General features: G+C 63.2%; 10 protein-coding genes and 1 tRNA gene. 5 read left to right on the top strand and 6 right to left on the bottom strand.

The features are described from left to right. Nucleotides 1-34 precede the first annotated feature (34 nt). The 3 genes from WBB14_RS06520 to WBB14_RS06530 are packed head-to-tail and all read left to right on the top strand — an operon-like array spanning nucleotide 35 to nucleotide 4,193. Complete coding sequence (locus tag WBB14_RS06520; RefSeq protein ID WP_424239107.1) at nucleotides 35-1,315, top strand: TRAP transporter large permease; 1,281 nt, start codon at nucleotides 35-37, stop codon at nucleotides 1,313-1,315. Nucleotides 1,316-1,337: 22 nt separating this feature from the next. Further along, nucleotides 1,338-2,354, top strand: a complete 1,017-nt coding sequence (locus WBB14_RS06525) for a TRAP transporter substrate-binding protein (protein ID WP_424239108.1) — start codon at nucleotides 1,338-1,340, stop codon at nucleotides 2,352-2,354. A gap of 57 nt (nucleotides 2,355-2,411) precedes the next feature. Continuing rightward, a complete protein-coding gene (locus WBB14_RS06530; RefSeq protein WP_424239109.1) occupies nucleotides 2,412-4,193 on the top strand; it encodes an IlvD/Edd family dehydratase in 1,782 nt (593 codons plus the stop codon). 15 nt (nucleotides 4,194-4,208) lie between these two features. Here WBB14_RS06530 and WBB14_RS06535 read toward each other — a convergent pair whose 3' ends face one another. After that, complete coding sequence (locus WBB14_RS06535) at nucleotides 4,209-4,598, bottom strand: YbaN family protein (RefSeq protein ID WP_424239110.1); 390 nt, start codon at nucleotides 4,596-4,598, stop codon at nucleotides 4,209-4,211. A 216-nt stretch (nucleotides 4,599-4,814) separates the two neighbouring features. On the opposite strand from WBB14_RS06535, the gene WBB14_RS06540 reads away from it, so the two are divergent. Both WBB14_RS06540 and WBB14_RS06545 read left to right on the top strand, forming a co-directional pair. Next, nucleotides 4,815-6,311, top strand: coding sequence for a methyl-accepting chemotaxis protein (locus tag WBB14_RS06540; RefSeq protein ID WP_424239111.1), 1,497 nt, complete (start codon nucleotides 4,815-4,817; stop codon nucleotides 6,309-6,311). Nucleotides 6,312-6,424: 113 nt separating this feature from the next. Then, nucleotides 6,425-7,063: a LysE family translocator gene (locus WBB14_RS06545; protein ID WP_424239112.1), complete on the top strand. Its 639-nt coding sequence runs from the start codon at nucleotides 6,425-6,427 to the stop codon at nucleotides 7,061-7,063. A gap of 134 nt (nucleotides 7,064-7,197) precedes the next feature. Here WBB14_RS06545 and WBB14_RS06550 read toward each other — a convergent pair whose 3' ends face one another. The 5 genes from WBB14_RS06550 to truA form a co-directional block, all read right to left on the bottom strand. After that, on the bottom strand, nucleotides 7,198-8,793 hold the full coding sequence (locus WBB14_RS06550) for a GGDEF domain-containing protein (RefSeq protein ID WP_424239113.1): 1,596 nt from the start codon (nucleotides 8,791-8,793) through the stop codon (nucleotides 7,198-7,200). A 396-nt stretch (nucleotides 8,794-9,189) separates the two neighbouring features. Further along, nucleotides 9,190-9,266: transfer RNA gene (locus tag WBB14_RS06555), tRNA-Val, on the bottom strand. Between the two features lie 201 nt (nucleotides 9,267-9,467). After that, nucleotides 9,468-10,163 (bottom strand): phosphoribosylanthranilate isomerase, encoded by a 696-nt coding sequence (locus tag WBB14_RS06560; protein ID WP_424239125.1) that lies wholly within the window; start codon nucleotides 10,161-10,163, stop codon nucleotides 9,468-9,470. 35 nt (nucleotides 10,164-10,198) lie between these two features. Further along, a complete protein-coding gene (locus tag WBB14_RS06565; RefSeq protein WP_424239126.1) occupies nucleotides 10,199-11,410 on the bottom strand; it encodes a TRAP transporter substrate-binding protein in 1,212 nt (403 codons plus the stop codon). Nucleotides 11,411-11,462: 52 nt separating this feature from the next. After that, on the bottom strand, nucleotides 11,463-12,272 hold the full coding sequence (truA, locus tag WBB14_RS06570) for a tRNA pseudouridine(38-40) synthase TruA (protein ID WP_424239114.1): 810 nt from the start codon (nucleotides 12,270-12,272) through the stop codon (nucleotides 11,463-11,465). Between the last annotated feature and the right edge of the window lie 2 nt (nucleotides 12,273-12,274).

Raw genomic sequence — 12,274 nt, forward strand, 5'->3', positions numbered from 1 at the left:
CCTCCAACTCCCCTACCCCGCCCGGACGTCCGCAATGATCCTGACCGTCTTCCTGCTCGTGCTGCTGGGGCTGATCGCCCTGGGCATGCCTATCGCCTTCGCGCTGCTGCTCAGCGCGATCGCCATGATGTTCCAGCTGGACTTTTTCGATACCCAGATCCTGGCGCAGAACATGCTGTCGGGCGCCAACAGCTTCACGCTCATGGCGGTGCCCCTGTTCATGCTGGCCGGCGAACTGATGAACGCCGGCGGCATTTCGCGCCGCATCGTGAATCTGGCCAGCACCTTCGTGGGCCACATCCAGGGCGGCCTGGGTTATGTCGCCATTTTCGCCAGCGTGTTGCTGGCGGCGCTATCTGGCTCCGCCGTGGCCGACGCCGCGGCGCTGGGCTCCCTGCTCATCCCCATGCTGCGTGAAAAGGGCTACGACGCGGGCCAGGCCTCCGGGCTGATCGCGGCTGGCGGCATCATCGCGCCCATCATCCCGCCCTCGATCTCTTTCATCATCTTCGGCGTCGCCACCAATGTGTCGATCACCAAGCTGTTCTTCGCCGGCATCGCGCCCGGACTGATGATGGGCCTGACGCTGGTCGCGGTGTGGACCTGGGTGGCGCGCAAGCACGGCAGCATCAAGCCCGCGCCGCGCGTACCCTGGAGCAAACGCTGGAAAGCGCTGCGCGAATCGCTGTGGGCCCTGATGCTGCCGGTCATCATCATCGGCGGCTTGCGCGGCGGCATCTTCACGCCGACCGAGGCGGCCGTCGTCGCCGCGGTCTACGCCCTGCTGGTCAGCCTGTTCGTCTACCGCGAAATCAGCGTGCGCGATCTGGGGCCGCTCTTCATCAACGCCGCCAGCACCACCGCCATCGTCATGTTTCTGGTGGCCGCCGCCATGGTCTCGTCCTACATGATCACGCTGGCCGACATGCCGCAGGACCTGATCGCGCTGCTTGAGCCCGTCCTGGACCAGCCCAGGCTGCTGATGTTCGCCCTGCTGATCCTGCTGACGCTGGTGGGCACGGTGATGGACCTGACCCCCACCATCCTGATCCTGGCGCCGGTGCTGATGCCGGTGGTCACCAAGGCCGGCATCGACCCCGTCTACTTCGGCGTGATGTTCGTCATGGTGGGCTGCGTCGGCCTGCTGACGCCGCCGGTGGGCACCGTGCTCAACGTGGTCTGCGGCGTCGCCCGCATCAATATGGAAACCATCATCAGGGGCGTGTGGCGCTACGTTGCCGCCTACACGCTGCTGCTGGTCCTGCTGGTGATCTTCCCCGAGTTGATCACCGTACCCGCACGCTGGATGCATTAGAAAAACCCCAAGGAGGAGCACCATGATGAACCGTTTCAAGACCCGCATTCTTGTCCTGGCGACGGCGCTGTCCTGCGCCATCGCAGGCGTCGCGTCCGCCGCCGACGTCAAACCGCGCCTGATCCGTTTCGGCTACGGCCTGAACGATGAAAGCGTCCAGGGACGCGCCGCGCGCCACCTGGCGCAGGAACTGGAGAAAATCAGCGGCGGCAAGCTCAAGATGAAGACTTTCGGTTCGGCCAACCTGGGCTCGGACGAACAAATGCAAAGCGCCCTGGTGGGCGGCGTGCAGGAAATGATGGTGGGATCGACCGCGCCGCTGGCCGGCATGGTCAAAGAGTTCGGCGTGTTCGACCTGCCCTTCCTGTTCAACAGCGAAAAGGAAGCGGACGCCGTGCTTGACGGCCCTGTGGGCCAGGACATGCTGAAGAAGCTGGAAGCCAAGGGCATCATCGGCCTGGTCTACTGGGAAAACGGCTTTCGCAACATGACCAATTCCAAGCGCCCCATCGCGCGCGCGGAAGACCTGCAAGGCATCAAGCTGCGCGTGATGCAGAACCAGATCGCGCTGGGCGTGTTCAACACGCTGGGCGCGAATGCCGTGCCCATGCCGTTCTCGGAGCTGTTCACCGCCCTCGAAACGCGCACGGTGGACGGTCAGGAAAACCCCATCACCACTATCCAGAGCAGCAAGTTCTACGAGGTCCAGCCCTACCTGACCATCACCCGCCACGTCTATACGCCCTGGGTCGTGCTGGCGTCCAAGAAATGGTGGGACACCTTGTCACCCGAAGAGCAAAAGCTCATTCGCCAGGCGGCCGCGTCGTCGCGCGATTTTGAACGTCAGGACAGCCGGGCCGATTCCCAGAAGGCCATGACCACGCTCGAAAAGGCCGGTATGAAGATCAACACCGTCTCGCCAGAAGAGGTCGCGCGCATGCGCCAGAAAGTCCAGCCGGTGGTCGACAAGTACACGCAGGAGCTCGGCCCCGACCTGGTCAAGCAACTGAACGACGAAATCCAGAAGGCCCGCAACTAGGCCTTGCGGCCCGGACAGGCGCCGGGCCGCCACGCAACCGCTGTAAACGAGAATCCCATGCCACAGACTCCCCGCAAGCTGCGCAGCCAGAAATGGTTCGACGACCCGGCGCACGCCGACATGACGGCCATCTATGTCGAGCGCTATCTCAACTACGGCCTGACGCGCCAGGAACTGCAATCGGGACGGCCTATCATCGGCATCGCCCAGACCGGCAGCGACCTGGCGCCTTGCAACCGCCATCACCTGGCGCTGGCCGAGCGCGTCAAGGCCGGCATCCGCGACGCGGGCGGCATCCCCATGGAGTTTCCCGTACACCCGCTGGCCGAGCAGGGCCGGCGCCCCACCGCCGCGCTGGACCGCAACCTGGCCTACCTGGGCCTGGTCGAGATCCTGCACGGCTACCCGCTGGACGGTGTGGTGCTGACCACCGGCTGCGACAAGACCACGCCCGCCTGCCTCATGGCCGCGGCCACCGTCGACATTCCCGCCATCGTGCTGTCCGGCGGACCGATGCTGGACGGCTGGCACGACGGCCAGCGCGTCGGCTCGGGCACGGTCATCTGGCATGCGCGCAACTTGATGGCCGCGGGCAAGCTGGACTACGAAGGCTTCATGACGCTGGCCACGGCATCGTCGCCATCCATCGGCCACTGCAACACCATGGGCACGGCGCTGTCGATGAACTCGCTGGCCGAGGCGCTGGGCATGTCGCTGCCCACCTGCGCCAGCATCCCCGCGCCCTACCGCGAACGCGGCCAGATGGCCTATGCCACCGGCCTGCGCATCTGCGACATGGTGCGCGAGGATTTGCGGCCGTCGCACATCCTGACCCGGCAGGCCTTCGAGAACGCCATCGTGGTGGCTTCGGCGCTGGGCGCCTCCAGCAACTGCCCGCCGCACCTCATCGCCATGGCGCGGCACGCCGGCATCGATTTGAGCCTGGACGACTGGCAGCGGCTGGGCGAAGACGTGCCGCTGCTGGTCAACTGCGTGCCCGCCGGCGAACACCTGGGCGAAGGCTTCCACCGCGCGGGCGGCGTCCCCGCCGTGCTGCATGAGCTGACGGCCGCCGGACGCCTGCACGCGGATTGTGCCACCGTGTCCGGCAAGACCATCGGCGAGATCGCGGCCACGGCCAAGACCCACAATGCGGACGTCATCCGCAGCTGCGACGCGCCGCTCAAGCACCGCGCGGGATTCATCGTCCTGTCGGGCAATTTCTTCGACAGCGCGATCATCAAGATGTCGGTGGTGGGCGAAGCCTTCCGCCGCGCCTATCTGTCGGAGCCGAGTTCGGAGAACGCCTTCGAGGCGCGCGCCATCGTGTTCGAGGGTCCGGAGGACTACCACGCACGCATCGAAGACCCCGCCCTGAACATCGACGAGCATTGCATCCTGGTGATCCGCGGCGCCGGCACCGTGGGCTACCCGGGCAGCGCGGAAGTGGTCAACATGGCGCCGCCCTCGCACTTGCTCAAGCGCGGCATAGACTCGCTGCCCTGCCTGGGCGACGGCCGCCAGAGCGGCACCTCGGCCAGCCCGTCCATCCTGAACATGTCGCCAGAGGCCGCGGTAGGCGGCGGCCTCGCGCTGCTGCGCACGGGCGACCGCATCCGCGTCGACCTGAACCAGCGCTCGGTCATCGCCCTGGTGGACGAAACCGAAATGGAGCGCCGCAAGCTTGAACCTCCTTATCAGGCGCCGGAATCGCAGACGCCCTGGCAAGAGCTGTACCGGCAACTGGTCGGCCAGCTTTCAACCGGCGGTTGCCTGGAACCCGCCACCTTGTACCTGAAGGTCGTGGAAACACGGGGCGATCCCCGGCATTCGCATTGAGTCCCGCACCGGCGCCTATTGCCGAGCAGGCCCTGCGGCCGGCTCCCGCGGCGCCGGCCGCGTGACGACATACGCAGCGCTGGCCAGGAAAAAAACGGCAACGGCGGCGGCCAGCATCCACGACGGGTGCGCGCCCCACCAAAACAATACGTATCCAACGGCCATGCCCAGGCAAGCATAGGTCTTGCCCTTGCGCGACACGGCACCCTGATCCCGCCAGGCGCGCAGCGCGGGACCGTAGGTCGGGCTATCCAACAGCCATTTCTCCAGCCGCGGCGAAGACCGGGAAAAGCAGGCCACCGCCAGGATCAGGAATATGGTCGTCGGCATGACGGGCAGAAACGCGCCGATCACACCCAATGCCAGCATCAGGCAACCCAGGCATAGCCAAAGTACTCTCATCATGATGGGCAGCAGGATATCCCAGGTTTTCCGCTCGCTTCAAACGCGCCACACATTTCGACGATGGCACCCATTCCCTGTAACCGCTACCCGACTACCTGGCCGGTGGCGCCTTTGAGACAACTAAGAATAAATTGGAATATATATTCACAAATTGGAATTATTGAATAAAAATCGAGCGTGCGCGGAACTCCGCGCTTCCCGTCGCAAGGAAACGCCATGCGGAACGCAAGCGATTTGCTGGAAGACTCTTACCGCCAGACCGACCGGGCCATGCTGCCCCTGCTCTGGCTGCTGTTCGCTGTTGGACTGTGCATGGCCCCTCAGTACGGGCGTTGGAGCGCCGCCATCGGAGTCGGCCTGGCCGGCGCAGGCATACCGTCGCTGCTGATACTCTGGCGGCCCGGCAGGCTAAGCACCCGCCTGACCGTGGCCTGTGGCCTGATGGTGCTGGCCGCGCTCCATATCCACCTGATGTCCGGCATGGCCGAAATCCATTTCGGCATCTTCGTGCTGCTCTCGCTGCTGCTGGCATATCGGGACTGGCGCACCATTCTGTGCGCAGCCGTGGTCATCGCCCTGCATCACCTGTCCTTCAATTTCCTGCAGCAATGGGGCTACGGCACGATTTGCTTCACCGAGCCCAGCTTGCCCATGGTGCTGTTGCATGCGGCCTATGTCGTGGTGCAGGCTGCCGCGCTGGGCTGGCTGGCCTGGAAAATGGAGCGGGCCGCAGTAGCGGCAGAGGAACTGGCCCGGCTCAGCGCGCATATCGGTCGCGAGCCCGGCGTGTTCGACCTGCGCTTCGCCGGCCTGAGCATGGACAGCAGCCTGGGGCAAAGCTTCAAGGCCACGATGGACGCCGTGCACCGGACCCTGAGCGGAGTCCGGACCACGGCAACCGCCCTGTTGGTCGCATCGCGCGACATCATGCAGGACAACCAGCTGCTGGAGGAGCGCACCCGAACCCAGGCCGATTCGCTGCAACGGACGGTCACGTCGATGCGTGACCTGGCGGCAAACGTCCACGACAATGCCACCAGCGCGCTGCGCGCCCAGGAATTGACTGACGAAACGAGGCGCATCGTCGATACGGGCAGCACGGCGGTGGCGGACGTCGCCGCCGTGATGGGAGAGATCCAGCAGGAATCCAGAAAGATTTCCGAGATCACCGGCTTGATCGACAGCATCGCCTTCCAGACCAACATCCTGGCGTTGAACGCCGCAGTGGAAGCAGCCCGCGCCGGCGAAAGCGGACGCGGCTTCGCGGTCGTGGCCACCGAGGTCCGCGCACTGGCGCAACGCAGCGCCAGCGCCGCGCGCGAGATCCGCGGCCTGATCGACGGTTCGCTCGAAAAGACGGACAGCGGCTTCCGCCAGGCCGACCATGCCGCCAGCGTGATCCGCGACGTGGTGGCCAGCATCGAACGCGTGGCCGGCATCGTCAGCCAGATCGGCGATGCGGGGCGGGCACAGGCCACGGACATCGACGACGTCAACCAGGCGGTGACCCAGATGGACGAGCTGACCCGGCAGAATGCCGCCCGAGTGGCGCAAGCCGCAGACGCGTCGACGGCCTTGCAAACGCAAGCGGCCCAGTTGTTGCAGACGGTGGGGGTGTTCCGCCTGCAGGATGGGCGGCAGCCGGACATGCTTGCGCCGCCGCAGGCAGCGCCTCAAGGACGCGCTCCATCGCTGACGTTGACGGGCTGTTGACGCAAGGGTCGTGCGACTCGGCCGCTCCCGGCGGGCGTTTCACCGCCCTTTGCAGACCCCGGCTTTCGTGGAAGAATCAGAATCTCCTGCGGCCTCTGCCCCCAGCCATCGCCATGACTCCGTTTGCCTCCCTGCTCGCAATCCTCGGTGCGCTCTGGCTTGGCGCCATGCTGCCAGGGCCAAGTTTCATCATCGTCGCGCGCAAGGCCATCGGCCAGTCCCGCTGGGACGGCCTGGCCTCGGCCTTCGGCATGGGTGTGGGCGGCATGCTATTCGCCGGCCTGGCGCTGGCAGGCCTATATTCGTTGCTGCAAAGCGTGGAATGGCTGTACATCGCGTTGAAAATCGCCGGCGGCGCCTACCTGCTTTATGTGGCAAGCGGCATCTGGCGCAGCGCCAAACAACCTTTTGCACTGCCCGGCAGCGACGCCCCGGCCTCGCGTGATGGACGACGCTCTTTCTGGATAGGCCTCACAACCCAGGTGAGCAATCCCAAAACCGCGATCTGGTACGGAAGTATTTTCGCCGCGCTGCTGCCCCAGCATCCGCCCACATGGATTTACTTCGCGCTGCCGCCTCTGGTATTCCTGGTGGAGTTCGGCTGGTATGCAATCGTGGCGCTCTGCTTTTCGACCAAGGGCCCGCGAGAGGTTTATTTGCGCGCGAAAAAATGGATAGACAGGGCCGCGGCGGGCGTTATTTCGGCGCTGGGCTTGCGGCTTATTCTCAATGCGCCCAAAAGCGGACTTTGAACACAGCCGGCACAAGGTCAACCAGATTGCGCCAGTAAATGGCGCCGCAATAGGCCGCAACGCATTCGCAACTCCGGCCAATGTCGTGACAAGACGATTGGGGCGCTACTGGCCCGCAAAATATGGGCACACGCTCAGGCCGACAGGGCGCCTGCCATCTGCATCTCGCGCCGCGCCTGTTTGTCCGCGTACATTAATTGGTCTGCTTCCTTGAGAACGGCTTGTAGAACGCTGACCGACGGATCCGCACTCACGATGCCAAAGCTTGCACCTGCATAGTGGAAACTGCAGCCCTCGAAGGTATAGGTGCCGCTGAGCAACGGAGCGAGCCGCGTCCGCATCGATTCAACAATGTTGTCCGTATCGGATCCCGGCCTCGCGCCCAATCCGACCACGACGAACTCATCGCCTCCCCAGCGACCCAGCATGTCTCCTGCAAGCAGACCTGCCGACAGGCGTCGGCCGACTTCGACCAGGAACTTATCGCCGATGTCGTGACCATAAGTGTCGTTGATCGTCTTGAATCCATCCAGATCGATAAACGCCACCAGCACAGATTGCGGCTTCCGTTTTGCCGAAGCGAAATACCGCTCCAGTTCGGCCATGACGGCCCGCCGGTTGGGTAAGCCGGTCAGCGCATCATGGTTGGCAGCGTGCCGTTCATCCTGGCGTCGTCTCACCATTTGCCCGACCACTCGGCCGGAAAGGAGAATCAGGGTCAGACCGACCATTGCTACCAGCAGCGCCGCCCACATGTGCCGTTTGCGCATGGGCCCCAAATAATCGAGCGATGCCAGCGTAATCAATTGGTATTGGGTATTCGCCAGCGGCTGAAACCGCACCAAATACGGCCTGCCATCAATGAGCCACTGGTCTGCATGGCGCGAACCGGAAATTGCCTGTATTTCCATGGGTTCGCCCAGATCTTCGTCACCGTCGGAAGGCAATACCAAATCAGGGGGCAATAGCGCGGCAACGTTATGCAGCATGAATGGCGCGAACGAAGTCGTGGTTACCCGGCCTTGGCGATTCACGATCAGCGCAATATGCCGGCCAGCCAGGTAAAGCGCTACGTCGGGAGCGTCGAACTTTACGGTCACCGAGCCCTGCGGCACGTCATTCGTGTCTTCGATACGGCTCGCGACGAAGTAGGATGGACTCTTGTTCAGTCGCGCAATACCGAAGTAACTGCCGGTGCCATCGCGTAATGCATCTGCAAGATACGCCCGGCCCGCGTAAATCATGCCGACAATGCTGTCCGGTTCCGCCCAGTTGCTTGCGGTCACCGTATCGTCCGACATATTGTTCATGTAAATGCGCGCGTATTGCAGATCGCCAGCCAGCGCACTCATGAAGTCCCCCACTCTACGCACCAGCGGATCGCGCGTAAACACGGCGGCTCGCTGCTCTCGCGTCAATTCGGCCACGCCGGGAGGATCCGTGCGGTATCGAATAGCGAGTTCGATCACTTGGCCCTGGCGCGCGACCATATTGGCCACGCTTACCATCTCCGTAAACAACCGGCCCATGACGCGCGCAGTAATTCTGGACTCGTATTCGGCGCTGGCGGTCAGGCTGTCCAGCCGCGATGCCTCGATCTCCTGAGACATCCAGCGTGCCAGAACCGCCACCGACGCAACCCACACCACAACAAAACCAAGCGTCACGCGGCGCACGATGGACCGTCCCGGTCGTCCGCGCCCATATTGCCATGGCGATTCTGCGCTCACACCGTTCCCTGGTCCAAATCAGCTTCCTTTGGAGATTATCGGCCCGGTCAATTATCTTTTTGAGGCAGTCGGGCTGGTTAACGGAAGGTGGCTGAACAAATGCAGCCACGCAGAGTGAACCAATATCTTTCGATATTACGCGCCCTATTTCAACATACATCTACCAGAATGGCGCACGGACTTTGCCGATCTCAGCCATGCGTTGTCGTCAGCTAATCTTCAAGCCAGCCAAGCTGGATACGCCTCGGCATCCGTTCTCATCATCTGACGACGTCCCCCACCAAGGCAGCCGTGACTTTCTCTTCCCCGGGAAGGCTTGAAACAATAAAAAAACCGCCAAGTCATCGACTTGGCGGTTTTTTCTTTTGCCGTGCTTGACAGCACTTTGCAGGAATTTGGTAGGCGGTATTGGAATCGAACCAACGACCTCCACGATGTCAACGTGGCGCTCTAACCAGCTGAGCTAACCGCCTGCAAAGAAGAAGAATTATATAGTGCTTTTTTAAGCTATGCAAATCGTCTTGGAAGATTTTTTGCATTTTTTATTGCGTTTCGAAGTTTGCGGCGCTTGGCTTTTGCAAGGCCTTCAGACTTCTCTCGCAACACGTTTTGTAGAGTTTCGTGGCGCCGCTTTTCAGCTTTGCCGCCCCCTTCAAACCGCCTGCACTGCACTACTAATTTTCCTTCAGCTTCGCGTCTGCGGCTTGCGCTGCAGCAACGAAGAACGAGATTCTATCAGAACTTTTAATCCCTTGCTCAAGCTCCACGCCACTGCTCACATCGACCGCCCAAGGCCGGATCAATTGCATCGCCTGGCCGACGTTTTCGGCGTTCAAACCGCCGGACAGGATCAGGGGCCGCGACACCGGATCGGCCCTCACCTCGTCGAGCAAGGCGTAGTCGAAGCCATGGCCACTGCCGCCGTAGCCCGCGCTGTAGCTATCGAACAGCCAGCCAGCGGCTTCGCCGTAGGCGCGGCATGTGGAGGCCAGGTTTTCCGCGGTATCCAGTCCCGGCGCGCCAGCACGGAATGCCCGTAGAAAGCGATGGCCGTAACGGGCGCAATCCTGCGGCGTTTCATCGCCATGGAATTGCAGCAGCTCCGGCTTGACCTGGTCCAGCACGGCCTGCACCTCGGCCTCTTCGGGATTCACGAACAAGGCCACCACGTCGACAAAGGCCGGCACCATGCGCCTCAACTGCGCCGCGCGCGTCGGCGTCAGGCAACGCTTGCTCTTGGCGTAGAACACAAAGCCGATCGCATCGACGCCCGCCGCGACGGCGGCGTCGATATCCTGTTCACGGGTTAATCCACAGATCTTGATGCGTGTGCGCATGAAACTCTTCGCTTGCTTGGCCGCCCTGCGCAGCCGGTCGATTCAGTATATCCGGCATGCAGATCGGCCTACACGGCGGGCTGGCCCAAGGTGGCCACAAGATTGTCGAAGCTGCCCTCGGCCAGGCGAAACCACGGGGCTTCCTTGTCGCGGAACGCCGCCATGCTTTCGTACAGCTTTTTGAACATGGCGTCCTTGGCGCTCATTTCCTGGTAGGCGGCCAGCGACGCCTCGTAGCTCGCCTGCAGGACCGGCTTGGGAAACGCCTTCAACTGCGCACCGCGTGACACCAGGCGACGCAGCGCATCCGGATTGCCAGCGTCGTACTTGGCGATCATGTTTGCCGTAGCCATGCGGCATGCCAGCGCCAGGGCGGATTGATACGGCTTGGGCAGTTCATCGTAGGCGTCCTGGTTCACATACAGGGACAATTGCAGCGTGCCCGCCCACCAGCCCGGGAAATAGTAGTTCCGGGCCACCTTGTAGAGTCCCAGGTTTTCATCGTCATAAGGACCGATCCAGGCAACGGCATCCACGACGCCCTGCTCCAGCGCGGCATAGGTTTCGGCCACCGGCACCTCGACGGGCGTCGCGCCCATCCGCGCCAGCACATGACGCGCGAAGCCGCCGGCCTTCACCTTCAGCCCGCGCAGATCGTCCACGGTCTTGATTTCTCCGCGAAACCAACCGCCCATTTGCGCGCCGGTATAGCCGCAGGGAAAGTTCAGGATGTTGTACTTGTCGAACAGCACGCGCGTGAGCGCCAGTCCTTCGCCCTGCGTCATCCATGCGTTCATCTGCCGCGTATTCAGGCCGAATGGCACGCCGGCGTCAAAGCACAGCGCCGGGTCGATATCGAAATAACGGGTCGACGCCGTATGGCCGCAATCGACGACGCGGTGCTGCACGGCTTCCAGCACCTGCCCTGGCTGCACCAGGTCGCCAGCCGGAAAAATCTCGATGCTGAAGCGCCCGTCCGTCACCTCGCTCACATAACGCGCAACGTCCTCGGCGCCGGCGAACAGGGTCGGCGACTCATTGGGAAAGCTCGAGGCCAGCCGCCACGCAACCTTGGGAGGGGCGGCCGCCACCGCCGGCGCTTCGGGCGCCGCAGCCGGGACTTGCGGCACGGTGACCGCAGCCTCTTGCGCCTGTGCCGGCGCTTCCGGCGGATTTGGGCTGGCGTTTTCTTCGGCCACCGGGACTTCCTGCGCGAACGCCGGAGCGACCAGGGCGGCGCCGCCCAGGGCGGTCTGCTTCAAAAACGCGCGGCGTTGCATGGCAAAAGCCTCCATCGGATTTAGGCAGGCGTCGCCGTTGCCGGCGGCATCCCTAATAGGTTTGAGTAAACGGCGACAGCAACTGCGATCCCCCGTCGAGTTCATTCAGCCCAAACTCTTCCGGATAATCGATGGCGGACAGATACAGCCCATCGGGCGCGAACGTCGGCGCGCCCAGCTTGCGGTCGCGCCAGGACAGCAACTGCGCCATCCAGTCCACAGGCTCGCGCCCCTGCCCGATCTGCAACAGCGCGCCCATGATGTTGCGCACCATATGATGCAGGAAAGCATTGGCCTTCAGCGTGAACACCAGGAACGGCCCGCGCTCTTCGATATCCAGCCGGTAAAGATGGCGCACCGGATGCTTGGCCTGGCACTGCGAGGACCGGAAGCTGGAAAAGTCGTGCTCGCCCAGCAAGGCATTCGCCGCGGCCCGCATGGCGTCGACGTCCAGCGGCTGGAAACACCAGCCCGCCCGGCCCGCCCACAGCGCGGGCCGCACCCGGCCGCGCCACAGCAAATAGACATAGGTACGGGCGCGCGCGGAAAACCGCGCGTGAAACTCGTCCGATACCGGCTGCGCCCACTGGACCGAAATACTGGGCGGCAGGAAGGCATTCACTCCCCGGACCCAGGATTCCATCCGCCGGTCGAGCGCGGTATCCAGATGGACCACCTGCATCGCACCGTGCACCCCGGTATCCGTGCGGCCAGCACAGATCGTCGCCACCGGCCCTTCCACACCGCAAAAACTACCCAGGGCGGCCTCCAGCGTGTCCTGCACCGTTTTCCGGTGCGGCTGTGTCTGCCAACCCTGCCAAGCGGAGCCGTCATACGCCAGCCCCAATGCAACTCTAGACATGT

This window comes from Achromobacter sp. (assembly GCF_049647645.1).
GTDB lineage: Bacteria > Pseudomonadota > Gammaproteobacteria > Burkholderiales > Burkholderiaceae_B > Achromobacter.